Annotated in this window: 12 protein-coding genes; 1 reads left to right on the top strand and 11 read right to left on the bottom strand. The window is 40.4% G+C overall.

Features of this window, described 5'->3' with window-relative positions:
- Positions 1-28: 28 nt before the first annotated feature.
- The 11 genes from GTQ43_RS09990 to GTQ43_RS09940 form a co-directional block, all read right to left on the bottom strand.
- Entirely contained in the window at positions 29-1,045 is a 1,017-nt protein-coding gene (locus GTQ43_RS09990; RefSeq protein WP_265272461.1) for a fatty acid desaturase family protein, read from the bottom strand.
- A gap of 241 nt (positions 1,046-1,286) precedes the next feature.
- Complete coding sequence (locus GTQ43_RS09985) at positions 1,287-6,140, bottom strand: non-ribosomal peptide synthetase (RefSeq protein WP_265272460.1); 4,854 nt, start codon at positions 6,138-6,140, stop codon at positions 1,287-1,289.
- Between the two features lie 489 nt (positions 6,141-6,629).
- Entirely contained in the window at positions 6,630-7,424 is a 795-nt protein-coding gene (locus GTQ43_RS09980) for an SDR family oxidoreductase (protein WP_265272459.1), read from the bottom strand.
- A 12-nt stretch (positions 7,425-7,436) separates the two neighbouring features.
- Positions 7,437-8,144, bottom strand: coding sequence for a cupin domain-containing protein (locus tag GTQ43_RS09975; RefSeq protein WP_265272458.1), 708 nt, complete (start codon positions 8,142-8,144; stop codon positions 7,437-7,439).
- Complete coding sequence (locus GTQ43_RS09970; RefSeq protein WP_265272457.1) at positions 8,137-8,745, bottom strand: LysR family transcriptional regulator; 609 nt, start codon at positions 8,743-8,745, stop codon at positions 8,137-8,139. The genes GTQ43_RS09975 and GTQ43_RS09970 overlap by 8 nt, the downstream gene beginning before the upstream one ends.
- 53 nt (positions 8,746-8,798) lie before the next feature.
- On the bottom strand, positions 8,799-9,722 hold the full coding sequence (locus GTQ43_RS09965; RefSeq protein WP_265272456.1) for a DMT family transporter: 924 nt from the start codon (positions 9,720-9,722) through the stop codon (positions 8,799-8,801).
- Complete coding sequence (gene fni / locus GTQ43_RS09960; protein WP_265272455.1) at positions 9,723-10,778, bottom strand: type 2 isopentenyl-diphosphate Delta-isomerase; 1,056 nt, start codon at positions 10,776-10,778, stop codon at positions 9,723-9,725.
- Positions 10,775-12,937 carry a Rieske 2Fe-2S domain-containing protein gene (locus tag GTQ43_RS09955; RefSeq protein WP_265272454.1) on the bottom strand — a complete coding sequence of 721 codons (2,163 nt, stop codon included), beginning with the start codon at positions 12,935-12,937 and terminating at the stop codon, positions 10,775-10,777. Before GTQ43_RS09955 ends, fni begins: the two co-directional genes overlap by 4 nt.
- Positions 12,938-13,108: 171 nt before the next feature.
- On the bottom strand, positions 13,109-13,771 hold the full coding sequence (locus GTQ43_RS09950; RefSeq protein ID WP_265272453.1) for a hypothetical protein: 663 nt from the start codon (positions 13,769-13,771) through the stop codon (positions 13,109-13,111).
- A gap of 258 nt (positions 13,772-14,029) precedes the next feature.
- Complete coding sequence (locus GTQ43_RS09945; RefSeq protein WP_265272452.1) at positions 14,030-18,823, bottom strand: non-ribosomal peptide synthetase; 4,794 nt, start codon at positions 18,821-18,823, stop codon at positions 14,030-14,032.
- On the bottom strand, positions 18,824-23,104 hold the full coding sequence (locus GTQ43_RS09940) for an SDR family NAD(P)-dependent oxidoreductase (protein WP_265272451.1): 4,281 nt from the start codon (positions 23,102-23,104) through the stop codon (positions 18,824-18,826). It abuts the gene before it with no gap.
- A gap of 1,751 nt (positions 23,105-24,855) precedes the next feature.
- Here GTQ43_RS09940 and GTQ43_RS09930 point away from each other — a divergent pair.
- Positions 24,856-25,248: a hypothetical protein gene (locus tag GTQ43_RS09930; protein ID WP_265272450.1), complete on the top strand. Its 393-nt coding sequence runs from the start codon at positions 24,856-24,858 to the stop codon at positions 25,246-25,248.
- The last annotated feature ends 93 nt before the right edge of the window (positions 25,249-25,341 follow it).

Here is a 25,341-nt window from a genome sequence, read left to right as displayed (position 1 = left end):
ATAAATGTGTTTTGGTTAGAGCGATTCATTAATTACTTTTTGCCGCAATCAAATCCTGCATTATTTTGAGATGAAACATCAAGTATGATTTTTCCATATATTGAAGGTGAGGTTGAATTAACTCATGTATCTTGGAGTAGTTAGAAGGTGGCATACTTGGGTAAAGATGATGCTCTACATGGTAATTATTATTGCAGTAATAAAACCTGACGATTGGGTTAGAAATCATTGTTCGCGTATCATTCCATAGGTTGTGATTTAAGTCAGATTCACAGCCATAATGATCTGTAATGCTGAAAATAAAACCGAATGGAGAAGCAAAAAATATTATTGGTATCCAGTAAGCAAAAAACAAAATTCCAGGAAAAATTACGGTCAATCCTCCCATTAGTACAACCCAACCCAATAGTAGCCAATTATTTTGTAAGACAACTTGACGTTGTTCCGGTGTTTTAAAATAGCTCAAATAAAAGTTAGTTGGTAAATCTGATTCCTCTTGTGTATGTGTTTTCAAAGATTCTAAATATAAATCTTTAGTCACTAACCACCAATTATTCCATACCGCAACAAGATAAAAAAATGTTAAGCCTATCAGATAAGTCTTAATATCAGGAAATGTTTGCCAGGCTGACGTATCTCCTACAATTTTACCTTTGAGTTTTGCTTCTCGATGATGCCCAATATGAATATATTTGTGAAACGAAAAGTTCATCAATAATACTAATGATAAGAAAGTTCCTACAAATCGGTTAGTATGTTTTGATTTGTACAAACTATTGTGGGAGCAATAATGTATTGCCGCAAAAAAACAGACAAATAAAAATCCTTGAGCCAACCAGACTAATAACCACACCGCCCAGTTATTCAACAAAAAACCAATAGCTGCGAGGATGAAATATGTACTAATGACGACAAATGTTTGAAGAAGCGGTCTAAATGTAGGAATCTCATGCAGTAGACGTAGTTCTTCGTTAGATATTTGAGTAACTTCTCTAATACTAGGTCTGGCATTTTCAATTATTTGATTGTTTTCTGTAAGTTCCATATTGTTCACCTCTAAATTGATATTTTGTTGGACATATCAGTTGAAATATCAGACAAGTAAGCGAGAATAAATCAAAGTAGATTAATTAATTAGGACTTATGCAAAATATATATCAAACTCTGATTTCTCCGTGTACTCTGCGCCTCTGCGGTTCGTTATTCCGTAACTCTTGCGTAAGTCCTATTAATGTCAAAATCTTAATATTGGTTCGTAGTGTTCGCGTAGCGTCTCTACAAACCTTTCAACTGTTTAATTGACATTGGATAAATTCTGCTAACTGAACTACAGTAGGTTTATCAAACAGGTAGATCAAGGGAAGTTCTACGGGGAAGGCTGACTGTAGTTTGCAGATAACTTCAAGGGCTTGAGAAGAATGTCCTCCCAGTTCAAAAAAGTTATCTTGAGTGCTAATCTGCTCTAGCTCTAAAATCTCTTTCCAGATAGCTAAGACAACTTCTTCGATAGGATTGTGAGGTGCAACAAAGTCCCTAAATATTGGGGATGCAGCATTTTTAATTGGCAAATTTGGAGGTTCAGATATTAAGATAAGTTCAGCAATACGTTGATTAGGATTAGTCGTTATTATTTCCAGGAGAGTCAAAAAGCTATCGACCATCTTGGTAATAGTGGCAGCTTCAAACAAATCAGTTCTATATACAAGCAAACCTTCAATTCCTGTTGACGTTTCTTCAAGTGTTAAATCTAAATCAAACTCGGCGGTATCTTTGGTATCTCTGGCAATAAACTGCTCCTTCAAAATTAGATTGGAAAATTCTAAATTGTCTTCTGGAGTATTTTGAAAGACAAACATTACTTGATTGATTAATGTGTAGCCAGGATCTCTGACTGGCTGGAGTTTTTCTACTAGCTTGATTGGGGGCATTTCTTGATGAGCGTAGACACCCAAAGCTACCTCACGCACTCGGCCAAGTAGTTCCCGAAAGCTGGGATTCCCTCCTAAGTTGGTACAAAATGGCAATAAATTGACAAAAAAGCCAATCAGCCTCTCAGTTTCTACTCTGGTACGATTGGCTAGCACACTGCTGACAATGATATCTTCCTGTCTGGTATAAGAAAAAAGTAATGTCTGGAATGCTGCTAACAAGGTCATAAACAGGGTTACACCTTCCTGTTGACTCAGCACCTTGAGGGCATCGGTTAATTTCTTTGAAAGAATTACTGGTTGACTTGCACCCTTGAAGGTTCGCGCTGACGGACGGGGATGATCGGTTGGTAGCTTCAGTACAGATGGATTACTGCCTAAATGCTTTTTCCAAAACTGAAGCTGAGACTCTAAGACTTGCCCTTGTAACCACTGTCTCTGCCATTGAGCAAAGTCGCTATATTTAATAGGTAAGTCAGTCAGAGGCGATCGCTTACCCTCACAGAAGGCTGCGTAAAGTTCTGCCAATTCTTGGGTTAGGACACTAAAAGACCAACCATCAGCCACAATATGGTGTGTAACTGCAACAAACAGATACTCTTGTTTATCCAAGCGCCAAAGCTTGCTGCGTAATAAAGGGCCTTGTGCCAAATCGAAAGGATGCTTAATTTCTTTTTCAGCCTCTTGTGTGGCTTGAGTTTCGCGTTCAGTTTCAGAGATGTGACAAAGATCGATTACTGAAAAGTCAAAGACAGGCTCGTTAACAACAGCATAAACAACTTGTCCATCTTTCACTTGAAAAGTCGATCGCAATGTCTCGTGTCGCCGGACAATTTCTTTTAAACTCTCTTCCAATGCTTTCTCGTTCAGCGTACCTGTGATGCGATAAACCAAAGGCAGGTTATAGATGGAATTACCTGGATAGAATTGGTCAAAAAACCACAACTCTAGCTGGGTTAAAGAAATTGGTATTGGCTCGTCTTGTGAGGGCAACGGTTTTAGAGATAACTCCTGCCGATCTGGTTGGTTAGCTGTGGCGATTTTTTGGGCTAAAGGTGCGATCGCAGGAGATTCAAATAAACTCAACAGGGGTAATTCTATCCCAAATGCTTTGCGCGTTAAAGCAATAACCTGAGTTGCCAGTAAAGAATGTCCCCCTAAATCAAAGAAGTTATCGTAAATGCCAACTTGTTCTAACCCTAAAACATCTTGCCAAATACCAGCCAAGATTTCTTCGGTGGGAGTACGCGGTGCAACAAAAGTTTGACTTAATTCCGGTCGGCTGGTTGTTGGTTCTGGTAGAGCGCGGCGGTTTACCTTACCATTGGGTGTGAGCGGGAAAGATTCCATTTCTACGAAAGCCGATGGAATTATATAATCTGGTAGTTGCTCAGTCAAATAAGTCCGTAGTTGTTCGACTGTTACTGACTCTTGCGGAATTGGCACAAAGTAAGCGACTAAATATTTTTCCCTGGCACTTTCTCCATACACTTTCGCTACTGCTTGGTTAATTTGAGGATGTTTGCTCAGAACGGCTTCAACTTCTCCTAGTTCAACACGAAAGCCCCGGATTTTTACCAAATCATCTATCCGTCCCAAAAACTCGATATTCCCATCCGGCAAGTATCGAGCTAAGTCCCCTGTCTTATAGAGGCGTGATTTGGCATCGTTACTAACAGGATTTGGGATAAATTTTTGATTGGTTAAATCTGCACGATTGAGGTAGCCACGAGCCAAACCAGCACCACTCACGTAGAGTTCGCCAGGAATGCCAATCGGCACAGGTTGGAGATTTTGGTCTAACAGATAAACTTGCACGTTGATAGCAGGTTTACCAATTGGTGGATAAATCGGCCATTCATCTGGCTTTTGGCTAAAAGTATAAGCTGTCACTAAGTCTGCTTCAGTGGGGCCATAGAAATTGTAGAGTGTACAATTTTTAAGACACTTAAACAGCTTAATCATCGGCTGAGTAATTTGGAGTTGTTCGCCACAAGCGATCGCTTCCCTAATATTCTGAAATAAATGTTCTTGCTCTCCGTATATTTCCGCTAATTGCTGCCAAAGGGTAACAGGCAGAATAACTTTACCAATGGGGTTGTTACCAAGTAAGTGGATTAATTTATCTAAATCTTTGCGATCGCATTCAGGAATGATATACAGTGCGCCGCCCAAACACCACGCCACGGATATTTCGTGATAGCTGACATCAAAACTCAGGGAGGCAAACTGAAGCACACCAATACCTGTTGCCATTTTTGCCCGATGATGTTCGATTAAATTGGTGAGCGATCGCTGGGGAACAAGCGTACCTTTAGGAGTTCCGGTAGAGCCAGAGGTATATATTATGTAAGCTAAATTATCAGCTAATACTTCAACTTGCAGATTCCTCTCAGATTCTTTAGCAATTTCGTCCCCATCTTCATCTAACACAATGAGACGATGAGCAAAGTTACCCTCAAGTAATGACTTCCAACGTGCTTGAGTTAAGACGATTGGTGCTTGAGAATCCTTGAGCATGAACGCTAAACGCTCTGGTGGATAGGTAGGATCGAGGGGGACGCAAACTCCCCCAGCCTTGAGAGTTCCTAAGATTGCGATCATCGCCTCTAGCGATCGCTCCACACAAATCCCCACTGGGACATCTGCTTTCACACCGAAGCGTTGCAAATAGTGGGCGATTTTATTGGCTTGCTGATTTAACTCCTCATAAGTCAATTGTTGATTTTCATATACCACCGCCAAGGATTGGGGTGTTTTTTCAACTTGCTCCTCAAATAACTCATGAATGCAACGATTGATAGGATGCGCTGCTGTGGTAGCATTCCACTCGACTAACAGCAAATCTTGCTCTGCTGGAGTGAGTAGCGGTAACTCCCCTGGGGTGCGATGAGGATTGACGGTAATTCCTTCCAATAAGGTGAGGAAATGACCAGCCATACGGTCAATGATATCTGCATCAAAGCGATCGCGATCGTAGTAAATTTTTACAGTCATTTCCTCGCCAGGAATTGCCAGCAGTGTCAGAGGATAATTTGTTTGTCCCTGATCTTGCAACTTCCCGATGCTCAAGTTATCAGGGAGTTGCTGCAACGTTACATTTACCGGATAGTTTTCAAATACTACGAGACTTTCAAATAAAACTTGAGTGCGAGGAACTTCACTTACGCCTTGAATATCCACCAGGGGAGTGTATGAATACTGCTCCCGTTCTATATACTCTTGTTGTAACAACCGCAGCCAGGTTAATAAATCAGTTGTATCAGGGATTTTCACCCGTGCGGGTAAAGTATTAATAAACAACCCCACCATCGACTCCACACCAGATAAACCAGGAGGCCGACCAGATACAGTAGTGCCAAAAACCACGTCATATTCACCACTGTAGCGACTTAGCAGCAACGCCCAAGCTGCTTGTACTAAGGTAGCGAGTGTCAGATGATGTTGTTGGGCAAAAGATTTTAAAGTAGTTGTCGTCTCGGCTGATAGATGTTGCGATCGCACTTCAATATCTTGTTGTTGATGAGAACTCTGCCCAATTCCTCGTTCAACTATCAAAGGCGTAGGTGCTGTGAAACCCTCAAGATTTGTTTGCCAAAACGCCTTCGCAGCAGTCAAATCTTGTTGTTGTAACCAATTAATATAATCCCGATAGGGGCGACTCGGAGCTAAATATAACTGTTGACCATTTTGAATTGACTCATATAAAGCAAACAATTCTTTGAAGAGAATCGGCCAACTCCAACCATCAACTAATAAATGATGAAAACTCCAGACAAACTCATAAATTTCATCAGCTACCCGAATTAACGCAAAGCGCATGAGTGGAGCTTTGTCAAGTTCAAAACCTTGTTTTTTATCTGAATCTAAAAAAGAATTAAGACGTATTTCTTGCTCCGGCTGAGGAAACATTCGCCAGTCTAAATTAGACCAAGGCAAATTCACTTGTTTACGCACCACTTGAACTGATTGTTTGCGGTTCTTCCAAACAAAAAGAGTCCGCAAAGCCGAATGTCGCTCTACCAAAAGTTGCCAAGCCCGTTCAAATACACCTGAATCTAGATTGCCATGAATAGTTAATTGAAACTGCTCAAAATATATTCTCGATTCCGGCTCATAGAGAGTATGAAATAGCATCCCCTGCTGCGTAGGCGAAAGGGGATAAATATATTCAATATCTTTACTTTTACTTTGATTTTGTGCAACTACCATTGTTTTATATGATATTAATTATGTGAATTATTTCCATATAGCCATCCTAAGAGGTTATTTGAAAAGTGGTATGTTGTAATTATTACCCCCCTTAATCCCTCCTTATAAAGGGGGGAAACCGTAAATCTAGTTCCCTCCCCTTTATAAGGCTACGGTGTACACACAAGTCTGATCATCTTATCCACATCGTTTTGATCCCCCCTAACCCCCCTTAAAAAGGGGGGAACTAGAGTCAAAGTCCCCCTTTTTAAGGGGGATTTAGGGGGATCAAGCCACATTTTGCACTCAGCACAGAGATGTGTGTACACCGTAGCCTTTATAAGGGGAGGGTTAGGGTGGGGTAAAAAAATATTTGACACATCAATTATGACTTTTAAAACATCCTCTAAATAACTCATAAAATCTTCTCTTTCTTTGCTTGGCAGTTCGATAAAAAAGTAATTGTCACAAATCAAATAAAACCCATAATTTGAAAACTTACCAAATCCTTTAAAAAGCAGAGGTTGATAATCCGCCATCTACAGGAATAGTCACACCCGTAATATAACTAGCACATTCTGACGCTAGAAAAGCAACCAAATTAGCAACCTCACCAGAAAAACCGCGACGACCAAGAGGAATCATCTTATTGGTTCCTTCTATAATTGAATCAACTGTTCGACCTTCCTCTTGGGCAAATACTTCTAAATATTCTCTATGCCTTGGAGTATCAATCAAACCAGGATTTATACAGGTAACTAAAACATTCCACTTAGCAACTTGCGTCGCAACAGTTTTAGTAAAGTTGATTAATGCAGCATTCCCCACTCCCGATTTCACAAGACGACTAGAAGGTTCTTTTCCTGATGTGCCAACAATATTGATAACCCGCCCCCATCGCTGATTTTTCATCGTCGGTAGCACCAAATTCGTCATGCGAATATAGCCCATTAACTTACCTTCAAAGACAGTTGACCAATCTTCATCAGATAGATTTTCTACTGCTTCATTAGAAAATTTTGCCCCCTCAGAATTATTGACCAAGATATCAATTTTTCCAAACTGTTTGATAGCTTCTTGGACTAATTTTTGAGAATCACTTGCCTTTTGAACATCAGCACAAATCGGGATAACTTTTACATTAGAACTAAGCAAACCTTGATACGCTTGTTCTAATCGCTCAGAATTTCTCCCACAAATTATTAACTGACAACCTTCTGCTGCCAGCTTTTGGGCAACGCTATAACCAATGCCAGCACTTGCTCCTGTCACTAAAGCTACTTTCTGTGTTAATCCTAAATCCATGATGATATGCCTTTACGAAGTAGTTAGCGATCGCACAGTTCTTTCATTAAGAGCAGTATTTTGGTAAGATAAATCAGAGTTAAGGGGAATTAATATCTTTACTAGAGATACTGTTTCATCAGACGAATTATATCCCCCATATATGACATCAGTCGGAACGTAATAAATACTACCATAAGCTAATGGTTGCTGTTCATTTTCCACAGTCATTATCAACTTACCATTAAGGATAATTCCCATTTCTTCCCTAGCAGATTGTTGTATAGGAATGATGCCACCTGGCGGAATTTCAGTAATTGCAATCTCAAACCAAGAAGCGACAACCGAACGGCATGAAAAACCAGTAATTTCATCTTTTCTCGGCGATACTTTGAGAAACACCTCATCAGGCTTTGCTGATGGTAAAGTATTGACGATCCGTTTGACATCAAATACTATTGCTGTCTCGGAAAAAATATTGACAGAACCGTGAGGAACGTAAGCGTTAGCAATATAAGCTTGTTGCAACGGTTCGATAATTTCTTTAGTTCCGTTGACGTTCATTTCTAAACGACCAGAAATTATCATCCCCATCTGACTTTCGAGATGTTCATGGAGTGGAAAATTAGCTCCAGGGGGAAGATACACTAACTGCACAAGGGTATCTTGACATTCATAAGCTATTAACTCTACATCTGAATGAATTTTTGTAGTTGTGGGAGGGGGAAAAAATTTAGACATGACTTTGTGCTAATTTCTTATAAAAAATTGACCAACTCATAGGAATTTTTCCATAAGTGGAAATAAACTCTAAATCATAAGCATTAACGGCGTTTTCATTAGTAATAGCTAGAGCCGCTAAACCCTGCTGTACTTGAATTGCCGCATCGCTAGTAGAAAGAGACAAATCTATCTGCATTTCTGATTGGTCTTGAGAGTCTGGTAATAGTCTTGATAACAAAGGTAAAGGTGCAGGATGAGTTACAAGTCTAGCGCCTTTAAAAGTTACCTCTGTATTTTTCTTTTTAGCCAACCCATACACTGGAGTAGGATAAATAAAAATGAAGCCTAAATCAAAACCTGGCTCCATATAAAACTCATTAATCATTTGGTAAGCATGAGGCACTAAAGCCAGATCCACCTTGTCTTGCAGCAAAGCTTCTTTGACTTCGGGAAAGCTATCAAATAACTGAGTTGTTCCAGTCAATTCTTCTGATTCTAATTGTTTGATTATATAGCTAGAAGCATAGTCACTACTAGTATCACTAGGCCCTAGTGTGCCGATAATCAAACTTTTAGCACGAGGAATAGGAGGTCGGAATTCAATCGAAAATTTCAGCATAGTTTTAACCAAGATTTAGATAAGAGGAATAAGAAAATTTAAATTACTAATTTTTAAACATCTTCTGTGCCAAATATTAATTTTCGATCTATATATTGAAATTTAATTTGACTCAAAATTAATGCAATTAGTACCAAAGCTGTACCAATTAAACCGCGGACTCCAAACTTCTCTCCGAGTAGCCAAAAGGAAAAAACAGATGTGAGTACCGGGTCGAGGGTACACAATAGTGCTGCTTCGGAAGCGGAAATCCATTGCTGACCTATGGTTTCTAACCAGATAGTACCAGCAGTACCTACTAGACCGAGGTAGAGGATGATACCGTAGTTATTGCTCAGAGTCTGAAATTGTCCAACCATCTCTGGTACTGCCCAGATAGCGCTTAAGACTGCAACAATGCCCAGTTGAATGGCTGTGAGGGATAGAGTTGAGTGGCGTTGTGCTGTTTTCTGAAGTACCAGCATATAGACCCCGTAAATAAAGGTTTCACCAAACAACAACAAGTCACCTATGCCGAGAGAGCCATTTTCCCAGCACATAATACCGATGCCTATCAAGGCAACTCCGGCGGCGAGGATAGTTTTCAGAAACAAGGGCTGACCGAATAATGCTCCCAATAGGGGGACGATGATTACATTGAGGCTAAAAATGAATCCTCCCCGGTTGGCATTGGCAGTTTCTAGCCCGATCGCTTGGCTAGCAAAACAGGCAAAAAGTAAAAGTCCTAAAACTGTCCCATCCCTTAATATCTGCGCATTTAAGGAGCGTAAGTACGGGGTAAATATCGCTGCTGCAAGGGTGAAACGGCTGGCGGTGAGTACGGCTGGCGAAAAGCTAGTGACTGCATCTTTCGTCAGGGGAAAAGTTGTCGCCCAGATGAGACTGACGATCGCGATCGCAATTATGCCCCGAATGTGGAGGGCGTTTTGCGTTGGTTGATTGCAGTCATCTAGTTTCATGTTATGTTTATCGCTCATTTATATCCGTTGCAACGCGCCAGAACTTCTCAATTCTGACAAGGTTGCATTGCCAGTACAAAATAAAGCTGTTTCTAGTTCAGCAATTAGAACTTCAACTAACTCATCAACGGCGGCTTCTGATTTAACGGCGGCTGCTAAAAAGGGTCGAGCTAAACCTGCTAAATCGGCCCCTAAAGCGATCGCTTTAGCAACATCCAATCCGTTGATTAAACCGCCAGAAGCAATCAAGGGAATTGTCGGCGCGATCGCTCTAATAGAAGTTAAACATTCGGCGGTTGGTAAACCCCAGTCAGCAAAAGTTTGTCCCAAACGGCGCTGCTTGTTGTCTTGAGCGCGTTGGCTTTCCACTTTTGCCCATGAAGTTCCCCCAGCGCCGGCGACATCAATTGCTGTCACTCCCGCATCAATTAATTTTTGCGCGATCGCCCCAGAAATGCCATTTCCCACTTCTTTGACAACAACGGGAATGGGTAGTTGCTGACAAAGTTGGGCAATTTTAGCCAATAATCCCCGAAAATTTGTATCTCCTCGTGATTGTACACATTCTTGCAGGGGATTGAGATGTAAAATTAGTGCATCTGCTTCCAAGGAATTGACAAGGCGCAAGCAATCATCAAGCCCACATCCATAATTTAGTTGTACAGCCCCCAAGTTCGCTAACAACAGAATGTCAGGAGCAAAGGAACGCACGGCAAAGGTAGGGGCTAAATGAGGTTGTTCAATCACAATTCGTTGCGAACCAACTCCCATCGCTAATTGGTAGCGTTGAGCAACTATTGCTAAACGAGTGTTGACTAACTGCGCTAATTCGGTTCCCCCTGTCATGGAAGAAATCAGCAGGGGAGCGCCGAGATTTTTGCCCAAGAAAGTTGTTTGCAGATTAATGTCACTGCGGTTGATTTCGGGCAGACAATCATGAGTAAAGCGATAGCACTCAAACCCACTGGTGACGTGCTGAAACTGGACATCTTCTTCTAAGCAAACACGGAGGTGATCGGCTTTGCGAGTCTCAATTTCCGTGACAGAATTGACTGATGGTACAGTAGTAGTCATAATGGTTTTCTCTGGAAACTGGTTATTGGCAGCTTAACGCGGATAGCCTCCTGAAACTTAGCAACATCAAACTCGGCAATACTGAATACTCCGATTTTCTCGAACAACCGCGATGAAACGCTATCTTGACAGATGTAGTTAACGCGAATGTCTTCATGTAACGATTCCAAAAGTAGTTGGATGTTCGCTCTCCGTGCCTCCTCAATAGCTTTACTGTTGGTGTCATCTGGGTTAAGAGTATGTCCGTAGCTACGAACATGAAAACGGCTCTCTCTGGGGCCGGCGGGAACTAATGAGAAAGTTTGCACGTGTTCGGGAAACACGCTCAAAGAAAAAGGCATGGGGATTTCTTCTTGTGCCGACATTGAGCAGAAGGCTGAGTAACAAAGGGTTTCGGGTAAAGCATGATTTTCAGCCGCAAAATCTTGTAATTGCTGCTCATGTTCCCAAGAATGCCGAGCGATCGCTTTGGCACAATCATAATATTGACGCTCGATAGGTGTTAAATTGGGTGAAGCCGGATCGCGCATGGGAATAATCATGCCGTTGATCCCTTCGCAATCACTCGAAACCCCAAATCTGCGAGTTAAACCTTTGTGCATCATGGGAAAGTGGTAATCTTCTAAGAAGTTTTCCCACAGCAGTTTATAATCTACTTCTACATTAATGTCATATCGACCGGTTCCACCAATGGGTTGCATATTTTCCAGTTGGTAGGGTTCTAATAAACCGGGTAAATACCAACTATCGGCTAATCTTGAGCCTTCCCAAGTAAAGCGAATGAAAATAAATCCATAAAAAATGTCAATGTCGATGGGTTCTAAACCATAGTTGGGTAAACCAAATTTCGGATAGCTCCCCCGTTGCGTGACATCCTGAAGTTTGCCAGCGAATAATTCACCGTTTGCGGTGCGAATCACGAATGCTCGTTCACCGACAATATCCAGCCAAGTGAAGTTACCTGGTTGGGGAACTTCGTTGATATGGCAAACAAATTGCCAGGTTGGTTTAATTAAATGCTCAACTTCCAGAGCAAATAATGCTGCATCGCCATAAATCCATATTGGCAGCGCTTGTCTTCTTTGGGATGAATCAGAATACTCTAGTCCATCAAGATCAATTTTGGGATACTCAATCGACCTGCCAACGATCTGTTCTTGCTCGTCACTGCCATAAACTCGTTGTACCACGTCATTCAGTTCTGGGGTTGACCCATCACTATCAACAGTGAGGATAGCTTGTTTTAGTTCCCTAAGCAATGACTCTAATCTTAATTGACGACTATCCCTTATTCCTTCTGGGATACTCTCTGCAATTAACTGTTTGATATTTTCTTCTAAATAACCAATTCTCAACCAGAAACGAATTTGTTCTGGAAGTGTAGCTGTTTCCCCATCTGCATAGCCTGGACTCACAGAATTAAGCAGATTTGTAATTTCTATGCCGATATTTTGATGGTTTTCCGGTTGTGATTCTGGCTTGAGGTGACTATTTTCTGAAAGCTTAACAAAAATGCCCTGATTTTCATCAATCTTGACCTCAAACTCCTGCAAACTGTAATTTTTCAAATCAAAATCAGCACCAAACTCTCCTCTATTTGCCCCTGGTGCATTCTTGCAATGACCATCTATACTAAACGCCCATCCATGATAAGGACAAAGAGTTGATTTATCAACGCCTACACAACCGTGACCTTCAAAGATCAATGATTGACGATGAGTGCAGACATTCAGAAAAATGCGAATCGTTCCATCTGCTTGACGTACAGCCACCAATGGTTCCTGAAAAATTTGCACAGTAATGAAATCTCCAGGGTTGGGAATTTCTCCCCCACGACAAACAAAATACCAGTTTTTCTTTAGTTCTAATGGCTCTACAAATATGGAACGAATGATTTTAGCGATAACATAATTATAAACAATTTTTATATTAACTTCTGGATGACTTTGTTTATTGTATTCAACAACTGCATTCGCTAAATTTTTATAAATTTCTTTTACAGCAGAGTTGCCATCTTCTGATAATAAAGCAGCAACAAAACTATTCCATACTTCTTGCTCATTTTTAGCAAAATAATTACCCATAGCAGCAATAGAATATTGCTGTCGTCCAACTTCCAAAAAAAGTTCACACAGTTTTGTTTCTTTTACTAAAATCATTTAACCTTCCCTAATTTTCATCATAATACACAATTTATTGTTTAAGAACTGTGAAAATATTTTTACCCATAGATCAACTCCTTTTATGAATTTCCTTTCCCCTCATCAAGAAGTTGCTAATAACCAATAGCTTCAATAAATTAGCAATTGGCTATTAGCAATACTTAAATATTAATCTTCAAAAATCGGTTCAGGAATTACTGGTACTGGATGATCGAGACGATAAGCATTCCAAGGTTTCATAAAAGCTTCTTGTTTCATGACTGAAAACTGTCTTATCTGTTTATGAAATAAACTTTCATAAAAGTCTAACTCTTTCTTTAAGAAATAAGGAGCCTTTTCTCCATAAACTTTAACAAACATTCTGTACGTATTATAATGTTTAGATGCTACATCATCGGAATAAAACATCAAATCGTCTTCGATGTCATTTAAAACTTCTAGAGGCCACATCAGTCTTAATTCTTCATTTAACTCATCTTCTGAGTAATTTAGCCCTAACATCTTGAGCAAGGTACAGTGTAAAGCTCGATAGTCTGAAGAACGTAATTCAGCAGCTTTTTTAATCAAGTCATAAGTAACGTGAGAGGAGGCTAATATCTGAGTTTCTAATTCAAAATATTCGCCCAACTTTTGCATATAAAATTCAACTTTACAATGTTTGAGATGATGTTCTTCGAGAACAGATAAAATCATTTCTTGCTTGGAATTCCAAGGAGAATTGTGCAGTGTTCCATAACCATCACCTTGAATTTTTTCAACTTCATCATCAGTTTGATAAACAAGAGCTTCAATAAAACCTAAGATGGGATAAAACCGAAAAAAATCATTCATTGAGAGGTTATACATCGGAAAATAATAAAGTACAAATTCTCTCAATACTCTGCTAGACCGACGCATACTCTGGTAGGAAATGCAGGATATCTTGGAAGCAAGCTTATTAACTAAAATCCCTGTTTCCCGTGGGGTTGTAAGTGTCGCTTTCGAGATTGTCATAAACAAATAATGATATATGGTTGGTGTGGAAAAATTAAAACAATGAACAAAGTTAGGACACGTCTTTATCTTGATAGATATGAGTTGTGAACGACTTCATTCAATTTCTGCTAGAAGTTCGTCCAACGCTTCTTGGCTTAAACCAACTTCAGGGAAATCTGAAGGAGTATAGCCTCCTGCTTCTGAGGATAAGCAGTGGTCAATAATAGCTCCGAGTGTTCTTACATAGTTATTAGCCAAATTTTCTACAGTAGCCTGACGATGGAAAGCCGAGCTATATTGCCACTCCAGTTGCAATTTGCCTTCAATCACTAATCCATTCACATTCAACAAATGGCGGCGCTGCCCTTTGGGACTGTGAATAGAACCACTAGACTCTTGAGCGAATTTCCAACCAAGGGGTGCTAAATGCGTTTGGTCGAATTGACCCAAGTAGTTAAAGCTCACCTGAGCAGGAATTGCTCCCTCAAGTTGCTTATTGATGTTTGTATCTGGGCTAAGATACCGCAGGATGCCATAGCCAATACCTCGGTTAGGGATGCGTCGCAGTTGCTCCTTGACCGACTTGAGAGCTTCGCCAGGATGGTGAAGACCTCCAAGCTTTAAGTAAACAGGGAATATACTGGTAAACCAGCCTACTGTGCGGGACAAATCTATATCCTCAAACAAGTCCTCTCGTCCGTGACCTTCTAATTCAATTAGTAGGGAGTCATAGCCTGTCCATCCAGCAAAACTTTGTACTAATGCGGTCAATAGCACATCGTTAATTTTGGTGTTGTAGGCTCCAGGGACATCTTGTAACAGGGCTTGAGTCTGTTTTCCACTCAGAGATACAGAAACAATGCGACTTGAGCCGACAGTGTTTTCTGAGGGAACAGCAGAATAATCCAAGGGTAAAGGAGTAACTGCGAACGACTTTGAGTGCAGCCAGTGATCTAACTCTGAGTGCAGTCCTTGACTACCTGTATAATCCTGCAATCGGATTGCCCAATCTTTAAAGGAAGTTGTTTTTGCAGGGAGTTGGATTTTATTCCCACTATTTAATTGCTTGTATGCCGTAGATAAGTCTTCTAGTAAAATCCGCCACGAGATCCCATCTACAGCTAAGTGATGGATGACAATAAGTAAACGTCCGGGAGGATTGCCTAAGTTAAACAAAATGACCCGCATCAGCGGCCCATCTGCTAAGTTCAGCGTTCTTTGTGCTTCGTCTGCCCTGGCTGCGATCGCTCTTAACTGTTCTGCTTGAGGCAGAGATGATAAGTCTGCAATACCCAATGATAGGTCATCGTCCACATCACTGTTGTACTGCTGCCATTGCCCCCCCTGCTGGACAAACCGCAGACGTAAAGCATCGTGATGGTACAGTAACTTTTGCAATACCTGCTCTAATAATTCCGGTTGCAAATTTGCGGGAACTTCTAGCAGGAAGGATTGGTTAAAGTGATGAGGTTCTGGCAGATTTTGCTCAAAGAACCAGTGCAGAATTGGTGTTAGAGGGACAATCCCTGTAACTAAACCTTGTTCTGAATGAACCGAATTAATTATACCAGCAACAGTAGCTAATTCTGCAATTGTTTGGTGTTGAAATAATTGTTTCGGAGTAAGTTTTAATCCAGCCTGATTAGCTCTGGCAATAATTTGGATACTAATGATAGAATCCCCACCCAATTCAAAGAAATTATCGTGGATACCGACTTGTTTTAGAACTAAAACATCCTGCCAAATCTTGGTCAAGACTTCTTCTGTATGGGTACGAGGGGAGACAAAGCCAGCAGATTCATCGGACTCGAATTCTGGTACAGGTAAAGCACGACGGTCTACTTTCCCGTTAGGGGTAATCGGCAGTACCTCTAAAACTGTAAAGGACGCAGGTACCATGTAATCGGGGAGCTTTGACTTGAGAAATAGGCGTAGCTCATTACTGGTTGGCTGTTTCAATTTTGGGATCACATAAGCTGCCAAAGTCTTAGCACCAGGTTGATCTTCTCTTGCGATCGCCACAGCATCGCGAACTTGGGGGTGTTGAGTCAAAATAGCCTCAATTTCGGAAAGTTCAATGCGGAAACCGCGAATCTTAACTTGGTTATCAATGCGACCAAGAAATTCTATATTGCCGTCAGGTAAGTAACGAGCTAAGTCTCCTGTTTTGTACAAGCGAGAGTACTTTGTACACGCTTCGCTAACGCAATTGGAATCATTGAAGGGGTTTTGGATAAAGCTTTTATCAGTTAGCTCTATGCGGTTAAGATAACCCCTAGCTAAACCATCACCCCCAATATATAGTTCGCCAGGAACCCCTACAGGTAGAGGTTGTAAATGGCGATCCAGAATGTAGATTTGTGTATTGGCAATGGGACGACCAATTGGCAAGTTAGTCGCTTTGTCTGGTACTTTCTCGACTAAGTACCACGATGAAAAGGTAGTACTTTCAGTTGGCCCATAAACATGAAGCAGTCGCTTTGGAGGTTGATATTGCAGTATTGCTCTGACCGTGGTGGGATCAACCGCCTCTCCACCAAATAAAACAGTTTCCAGGGTTGTGAAGATTCCTGGAACTTGACTAACCAACTGGTTAAATAAAGCTGTTGTTACAAATAAAACATCAATTTGCTGCTGACGCAGTTTGGTACTAAGTTCTAGCGGTGCCAGCAGCACTTCTTTAGTAATACCTACGACGCTAGCCCCATGTAGCAAGGCTCCCCAAATCTCAAAGGTAGCAGCATCAAAAGTTGCATTGGAAGCTTGAGCAACTCGGTGCTTTGCTGTCAATTTTACATAGTTAGTGTTGCATACTAATCGATTGACAGCCTGATGTGTAACAGCGACACCTTTGGGTTGTCCTGTAGAACCCGATGTATAAATTACGTAAGCTAGGTGATGAGATAATGCTTCGGTGGTGGGGTTTTCCTGGCTGTGAGTGCTAATTATTTTCGAGTTAATCTCTAAACAGACTACCTGAGCTTGAGTTTGAGGTAACTGCCCTAGTAACCCCTCTTGAGTTAACAGCACTGGCACTTTTGCATCTTGCAACATATAAGCCAAGCGTTCTTGGGGATATGCTGGGTCAAAGGGAACATAAGCACCACCCGCCTTGAGTATAGCGAGTAAGGCAATAATCATGATTGGCGATCGCTCAATGCAAATTCCCACCAATACCTCTGCACCCACACCTAAAGTTTGCAGATAATGCGCCAATTGATTGGCGCGATCGTTCAACTCTTGGTATGTTAATGACTCGTCCTCATAGACCACAGCCACAGCATTAGGTGTTTGTTCTACCTGTTCCTCAAATAACTGATGGATACACTTACTGTCAGGATAAGGCGTATCAGTATCATTCCATTCCACTAGCAATTGATGTCGCTCGCGCTCGGTCAACAGTGGTAATTCACCAATGGGTTGATTGGGATTGGTAAGAATAGCTGTTAACAAGGTCTGAAAATGACTTGCCATCCTCGCAATAGTATCTGCCTCAAATAAGTCACTGTTATATTGCCAAGAACTTATCAGTCCCTCTTTCTTCTCCCAAACTGACAAGCTCAAATCAAACTGAGATATCCCGCGTTCTACCAATTGGGGAGTCAGCATCAAATTAGACAACTCTAATGTATCTAACGAGAAATTCTCTAAGACAAATATCGTCTGGAATAGGGGATTATAGCTGAGAGAACGTTCTGGCTGTAAAGCTTCTACCACTTGTTCAAAGGGAATATCTTGGTGAGCATAAGCAGAGATTGCAACTTGCCGCACCTGAGACAGAAACTCAGAGAAACTGGGATTTCCTTTGATCTGGTTACGTAGTACCAATGTATTGACAAAAAAGCCAATCAATGGTTCTATCTCCCTGCGGTTGCGGTTGGCAATCGGGCTACCGATACAAATATCATCTTGACCACTGTAACGAAACATTAAAACGACAAAAGCCGCCAGTAATGTTTGAAACATGGTAGCTCCTGACTGTTGGCTAAAGATTTTGATTTGCTGGCTCAAATTTGGGTCAAGTTGAAACTCTTGGGTAGCACCACAGAAAGTCTGAATAGGGGGGCGTGGCTTGTCTGTGGGTAGTTCTAATAAGGACGGCGCACCAGCTAAATGTTGCTTCCAGTAATTCAGTTGTTGCTTTTGAACTTCTTCGGTTAACCACTCTCGCTGCCAAACTGTAAAATCAGCATACTGGACAGGCAACTCCGGGAGGCGTAAAGGGGAACCTAGAGCAACTTGATAGAGGATGGACAACTCTTGGATGAGTATCCCCATTGACCAGCCATCCGTGATGATATGGTGCATGGTCAATACCAACACATGGGACTCTGGCCCAAGCCGCAGTAAAGCGACTCGCAACAAAGGGCCATTACTCAAATCAAAAGGTTGGCGAGCTTCTTTGGTGACAATCTGTTGTATCTCTGATTCTTCTAAACCTTGCAAGTCCAGCACTGGAATAGTGATTGTCAAACTGGGAGAAATTACCTGCACAGGTTTTCCATCTACAGATGGGAATGTTGTTCGCAGAATTTCGTGGCGGCGGATGATTTGGTTGAAACTCTGTTGTAGAGCTTCTACATTGAGTACACCTTCAAGACGAAACTGTAAACTCTCGTTATAAAAGGGGCTTTGGCTTTCTAATTGATAGAGAAACCACATCCTCTGCTGGGCAAAGGATAAAATCAAGTTTCCAGTTCGCTCTATAGACAGTATTGGTTCAGAGGAGTTATTTGCACTCTTCGCTTCTGCTAAAAAAGCCAGGATTTCTGATTTGTGCCCTAGCAGTTTGTTTTTGAGGTCTGGGTTCATCACTCCCTTGGGAGCGCGATAGTTTAACTGGTCGTCTTCCAGCCAAATTTTTATGCCTAAACTATCTAAATAAGATACAAATTCTATTGTTGTCATTTATAACACCCCTCCCTCATATTCTTTTTCTGCGTCATCAATAGCTGCATTCCAATTTCTGACAACAGTTAGCAGGGCCTCAAGGCTTTCTCCCAAAGCAGCGATAGTAGGGGATACAAAAAAACGATTTAGCGACAACTCAACAGAAAAAGCCTCGCGTAATCGAGAAATGACTTGGAAGGCGAGCAAAGAATTTCCTCCCAGTTCAAAGAAGTTGTTGTGAATGCTAGGAGGTGGGATGCTTAAAACTTGCTGCCAAATTTGAGCAATTTTTTGCTCTACTTCGTTTCTGGGTGCTACATAAGGGTTTTCTTCCTGATGAGTAAACTGCCGAATTAATTTGTTTTTATCAATTACGCCATTTAAAGTTAAGGGCATTTCGTTAACCATTACCAAGTTGCAGGTACAGTAATTTCCAAAGCGGTCTTGCACCTGTAAGTCTGATAATTTAACAATATTATTACTGCTAGTAGTGGTAAAATAGCCAGTTAACTTGTGTAAATTAAAAGCTGACGACTGCCAACGTTGAATGTTTTGGTTGCCGCCATCCAAACCTATCAATAAATGCCCTTGCTGATGTTGTAAGCTTGCAAGCATTGAAGATATTCCCTGATAGGAGGACATCACATGGAAACCTTTCGCGCGGATCAGATTTTTCATCTGATAACCTTGGCTCATACCTGTGTCATTCCACATACTCCAAGCTAAACAATAGCTCGCTAATTTGCTATTGTATTTTTGATAATCGCAAAAGCGATCGAGAAAACTATTGGCAGCAGCATAAGCGCCGACAGCAGTACTACCAAAAAAACCGTGTGCTGAAGAAAAGTTGATAAAAATGCTGTCGCTATTGTCTTTTACCAATTGATGCAACGTCCAAGCACCCAACATCTTGGGATGCAGCACTGCTGCTAAGTTCTCTTGAGTTTCTTCAAGTACAAGCTGTTCGTGGAAAGTTCCGGCTAAATGGATTACGCCATCCAGATTTTTCCCCCATTGGGATTGAGCTTTTTCAACTACTATCTGCAACTGTTTTAAGTCACAAATATCAACAGCTTCATAAATTATTTCTCCCTCAAGCTGTTCAAGTTCCTGGTAGGCTTTCAGGCGTTGTTCAATAGCATTTCCCTGCTCTAGATGGTCATTCCAAGTACTTTTATCAGGTAAAGGAGTTCTGCCAACCAACAGTAGTCTAGCTTGGTAATGTTTCAGTAGATATCGGGCAATCTCGATACCTACACCTCCAAGTCCTCCACTGATTAAATACATTCCTCCTAACTTGAAAGAAATTGACGATTTAGCTTCTCTTGCCAAATCGACTTTTTCTAAACGAGGAACTAAACGCTGACCATTTCTATAGGCTATTTCTCGCTCTTTCGAGGATATTTTCAGTTCTTGCAAAATATACGAACCGTTAGTTTCAACTTGCGTAAAAAGCAAATCGATGTGGCGACAGTTCAACCAAGGTAGTTCTTGAGGAATGGTTTTTAATAACCCCAATACTGCTGATTTCTCGTAAGCTATTGGGTCAGTTGAGGCAATAGATTGGATATGACTGGAAATAAATAATAAGTTAACCGAATGGTCAAAACCCTGAACTTTGGCTAAGGCTTGAGCTAGAAATAATAAACTATATATTCCTTGTTGTTGTGCTTCCTCGAGGGCATCTTTGCTCTTAACTTCGCCAATATACTTGTCATAAGTCCAGATGTGAAGTATCTGTCCAATAATAATATTATCTGTTGCTAGTGATTCAATTAGAAATTGGTAGTCTTGAGCTTTTTGTGGAGTAATTGTATAGCATGAGCGATTGATTTTAAGAAAATCTTTGCCAGGTGAAACAGTTATGTATGGTAGGTTATTTTCGGAGAGCATTTGACATAAATATGCACCCAACCCTTCAGAATCAAGAAATACTAAGGTAGAATTAATCAGAGCTAGAGAAGAATTAAAAGTAATTGGGGATTTGGGCTTCCATACTTGACGATAGAACCAGTCAGGAATGGTATTGATATTACCCAGTAATATATCAATCCGTTTAAGAATTGGTTTAAACTCACCTGTGTTGAAGCGCTGGCTAAGTTGCGATCGCTGAATTTTACCAATGGCGGTTTTAGGAATAATTTCTTTATCTACTGGAATCAGATAATCTGGATTTACTTTTAGGCTGTTGACAACTTGAGTGCGAATTTCCTTGATGAGACTCACTAAACTCTTGTCATCCAAAAGTTTGGGACTGAAAAATATGGCTAATTTATCGGTATTACTTCCAGTGACTCGGATGGCACAAGCTGCGGTATAAGAAACTTCTACGCCTGTAATTTCTTCAATTGCAGCTTCAATTTCATGACAGTAGTAGTTTAGCCCATTGATGATAATCACATCTTTGTGCCGTCCAGTAATGGTTAAACGTCCTTGGTGAAGAAACCCTAAATCCCCGGTATTAAACCAACCATCATGGGTAAAAACTTCTTGGTTCGCCTGGGGATTTTGATAGTAACCAGAGGTAACAGATGCACCTTTTACCTGTAGACGACCAATGGTATTTTCTATAACTATTTGTTCATTTTCATCAACGATACGTAGTGAAGCACCAGCAATTGGATGCCCAAGTTCTACAAATGAAGTGTCATCTGATGAAGATTCTAGAGAAAAACTGTCGGAGAAAGTAATACCAGAAGCGGTTTCGCACATCCCAAAGGCTGGGTGAATAGCATTAGTCTGCAAACCGTGGCGGCTAAGTAGCTTGAGAAAATTCCTCGCTACTTTAGTTACAATCGGCTCTCCTGCGTTGATCGCAAACCTCATTGAAGATAAATCCCAGTGCTTTCGACTCATATCGATCGCGCGATACGGTTCGCGCAGCGTTCCGTAGGAAAGGTCGCCAAGGGCATCGCAAATAAGGGAAAATGCAAAGTTAGGGGCCCAACTAATCGTAGCTTTATGCAAATCAATCAAATCTAGCCACTTGAGCGGATTTTGCACAATCAAATCAGTGGGTACATTTATCTGTTGACAACCTAAATTAACGGCCATAACACTGAGAGATATCAATGCACCGACATGATCCAATGGCATCCAGTTTAAAACAGTTTCCTGACTGGAGAAATGACCCATTAAAACTAAGCCAGATGTCATACTCAATAAATTGCGATGATTCAGCATCACACACTTGGGTATACCAGTGCTTCCAGAAGTCAAAAACAAAATCGCTAAATCCTCTGGCTGACTTTGATGCAAGTTGAAATCCGGTTCGCACTCGCGCAACCGATCAATAATTGCAACTTGAAAGTTTTCTAAATTTAAAAGCCTTGACAAACTATGAATGTTAGGGGCTAAAGAAGCACTGGTTATAACAATGGGTTTTCCTAGTATCTTCCAAGTGTTTTGTAGTTTGCTTACAGTACTGTTGGCTAGTTCGTAGGTTGAGGCAATGGATATTGGCACTGGAACAAAGCCCCCTAGTACGCAACCCCAGAAAGCACAAATGAAATCTTGATTATCTGCTAGTTGAAAAATTACTTTATCTTGCGGCTTGAGTCCTAGCTTTCTCAGTCCAGCTAAAATCTTGTGAGCATCTTGCCATAATTCTTTATAAAATTGAACTTTCTCACTACCATCAGACTGAATGTAAATGATGCCTTTGCTTGACTGTTTAGTAGCGCGTTGCAGTACTTCACCTAAAGTTTTGGGAACGTCTTGAGGGCATTGCAAAGCCTCTCCGTGACTAATAGCTAGCTTTTTTAACGAGTCAGAGTTTGTATTTTCTATCTTTTGACTAGGTGTGTTTGCTTGTAAATTTTGCTGGTTATCTTTAGAGGCGATACTCAGATCGCCTAGCAAATCCTCTAAATGTACAGGAGGAATACTTGTAACTCCTGGTTCAATAACCACCGCAACACGTTCAATTTCTGAGAATGACTCTAATTGCTCTTCTATATGACGCATTAAGTCAAAGTCAATAACTTCTAAACTGGTTAGAGTAACTTTGTCTAACTCTCCTGTATCTGTTAAGGGGATGGTGGAGACTGGTACAATTGCTTTCGGTATCCATTCGTTAGGCAGAATTGTTAGCAAATGAGATAACAATTGTTCTGGCGTAAATAAACCTGATGGAACTACATAGGCAACTAACTCCTGTTTTAATTTTTTTGTTTGTCTCTCTAGTACTACACAATCATCCACAGTCAAACTCGACCGAATAGCAACTTCTATATCTCTTTGGATAAAATCTTTATGACTTGAATTTGCTAAAATTTGACTATTATTATCCAACTGCATTAGCTTTTATATCCTTTTTTTATCGCTCTTTAATGAGAAAAATTAGCTGGCTACACTTTTGCAAAAACTGGTTAGCATTGGGTAATAGCTAGCAACTAAAATTATTCATAAACGATTTAAACTGTTTTTGAAATCTCAACCTCTTTAGGAATAGTACTAATTTTTGGGCTAAATTTATTTTTGAGTTCGAGTAGAACTGTACTTACAAGAGTAAACTATTTTTTTAAATAAACTTACTGTATTTTAAATAACACGCTGAATCTAATACTGTGAATCATCTCATATTTATCAACAAAATACAATACCAGTTAAAATAGTTAAAACATTTAAAATATTTAAGACAGTTAGGACAGTTAAGACAGTTAAGACAGTTAAGAAAAAATAATTACTAATTGCAACTTCTTTGTAGTTAAGGAATCACACAGATGTTGAAAGTTTTTATACACTAGCAGTTTGCAATTAAAACCTAATTTCCAACTCCAAAACACTCAGCAATCTTTCTTCCAAAGCTGTCAAATAAGGGCGCTTGGACTTCCCCAACATCTCCAAAAACTTCTGCACCGACTCCTCCAACTCACCCGAATACACTCAACCAAGGGAGCAACGCGGTTTTGTGAAGTCGGAGCAAAAACAAGCGATCGCTAAAAATGATATTTAAGCTAATGGTGATTTTATTTACAAATTAAATACTGATTTACACCAGCAATCATCTTGATGAGATATCTCAAAAAGATTGCTAGTCAGGCGTTCGATTCGTTTTAAACTAATATTTATTCCCCAATCTATTAGCGGTTAATGGTATCACCTAAAAATTTACGTTAGCTTGATAGCTTATCTGATTTTACAGCTTGTATCTATATGCCGCACAATGGGGACATACGCTATTAGATAAATTCCGCTATTTACAATCTTGTATGTGTCAGAAAATCAGTTACGTTCATTGGTTTGAGGAGATGATGCCAACGGTGCAGCTAACATTCTAAGAAAAGTAGCGGTGAAGCTTGGGCTAGATCTAAGTAGAATCAGTAGCGGCGACTTGATAGCGCCCTTAAGAATCCGTTTCTGGATTTCTTAAGAATCCCTATCCGCCTACGCGGTGGGGAGTATCAATAACTATTTTAAATACTTTAATTATCCACTTAACTGTCTTAACTGTCTTAACTGTCTTAACTGTCTACTTAATTATTAACTTAAATGTCTTAACAGCTATTGCATTTTCTTGATAAATCTGAGATTATTCGGAAGATCCGGTTATTGGCTTGAGTTTTAAAAAAGCTAGTTTATTTATTTTTTGAAATTTAAAAAACTCAAGGGGATTGATTTATACAAATATTACAAATTTCAATCCCTAGTCAAGAAAAATAAAATGATAAAATTTGAGTCTATTTATTAATACTTTTTAAATATTCTCTAACCATTTATGACACTAACTAATATGCCAGTTAAATCTAGGGCAATATGTGGCTTAATTGTTCCTGATGAGGTGACACATGAGTATGTAGAAAACCTTAGTTCACAATAGTTTGAAGAGATGATTGGGGATACTGATGCTGAGGATGGAAAAAAAAACGGAACCATCAGATCGGGGTAAATAGAAATAAAACTCAAAAAATATTAACCCAATCTGAGGGCGAATGACTCTTATCTAGCTTAGTCTAGATTCTGAGATAGGTTTCTTTATTTACAAAGACTCTATCTTATACCCTTAGTAATGTTTTAACCACAGAGTATAAGGACTTTAGGTAATTACAATGGACGAAATCGTTAAAAAACTCGCTGGTCTGGGTCTTCCTGGTGTAATTCTCGTGGTTCTAGCAGCCACATCAGGAGGTAGTTCCGCTGCTGTTGCAGCTGCCCTCACAGCCTTGGGAGGGCCCTTTGGCATCATCGGAGGTATAGGATTGCTTGGTCTAATAACCGTTCTGGGAGATACTGTAGCGGGATATGGAATTGAAGCTATTCTCAAGGCCGTCTATGCAGAGCGTAGCAAAACCGAATCAGTAAGATACCTCCTCAAAGAAATTAAAGATTTACCCATTACAGAGGAGCTAAAACTCAAACTGAAAAATCAACTTAGCCCAGAAAGCACTACTGCTACCGAAGAGATTCCGCAACCAACAACAGTTGAAATTGTTGAGGAATAATTTCACTGTGTCTACACCGTAGCTTAGAAGGGGGGAAGCAGAGTCAAAGTCCCCCTTTTTTAGGGCAATTTTAGAGGGAACTTGCTGCCAAAT

Origin of the sequence: Nostoc sp. KVJ3 (assembly GCF_026127265.1) — a bacterium.
GTDB lineage: Bacteria > Cyanobacteriota > Cyanobacteriia > Cyanobacteriales > Nostocaceae > Nostoc.
Note: the sequence above shows the minus strand (reverse complement) of the source record. Positions and strands in the feature narration are given on the sequence as shown.

Excerpts from the sequence above, each read along its gene's own strand:
- GTQ43_RS09990 (WP_265272461.1), bottom strand. The coding sequence starts at position 1,045 with ATGGAACTTACAGAAAACAATCAAATAATTGAAAATGCCAGACCTAGT.
- GTQ43_RS09985 (WP_265272460.1), bottom strand. The coding sequence starts at position 6,140 with ATGGTAGTTGCACAAAATCAAAGTAAAAGTAAAGATATTGAATATATT.
- GTQ43_RS09980 (WP_265272459.1), bottom strand. The coding sequence starts at position 7,424 with ATGGATTTAGGATTAACACAGAAAGTAGCTTTAGTGACAGGAGCAAGT.
- GTQ43_RS09975 (WP_265272458.1), bottom strand. The coding sequence starts at position 8,144 with ATGTCTAAATTTTTTCCCCCTCCCACAACTACAAAAATTCATTCAGAT.
- GTQ43_RS09970 (WP_265272457.1), bottom strand. The coding sequence starts at position 8,745 with ATGCTGAAATTTTCGATTGAATTCCGACCTCCTATTCCTCGTGCTAAA.
- GTQ43_RS09965 (WP_265272456.1), bottom strand. The coding sequence starts at position 9,722 with ATGAGCGATAAACATAACATGAAACTAGATGACTGCAATCAACCAACG.
- fni (WP_265272455.1), bottom strand. The coding sequence starts at position 10,778 with ATGACTACTACTGTACCATCAGTCAATTCTGTCACGGAAATTGAGACT.
- GTQ43_RS09955 (WP_265272454.1), bottom strand. The coding sequence starts at position 12,937 with ATGATTTTAGTAAAAGAAACAAAACTGTGTGAACTTTTTTTGGAAGTT.
- GTQ43_RS09950 (WP_265272453.1), bottom strand. The coding sequence starts at position 13,771 with ATGAATGATTTTTTTCGGTTTTATCCCATCTTAGGTTTTATTGAAGCT.
- GTQ43_RS09945 (WP_265272452.1), bottom strand. The coding sequence starts at position 18,823 with ATGACAACAATAGAATTTGTATCTTATTTAGATAGTTTAGGCATAAAA.
- GTQ43_RS09940 (WP_265272451.1), bottom strand. The coding sequence starts at position 23,104 with ATGCAGTTGGATAATAATAGTCAAATTTTAGCAAATTCAAGTCATAAA.
- GTQ43_RS09930 (WP_265272450.1), top strand. The coding sequence starts at position 24,856 with ATGGACGAAATCGTTAAAAAACTCGCTGGTCTGGGTCTTCCTGGTGTA.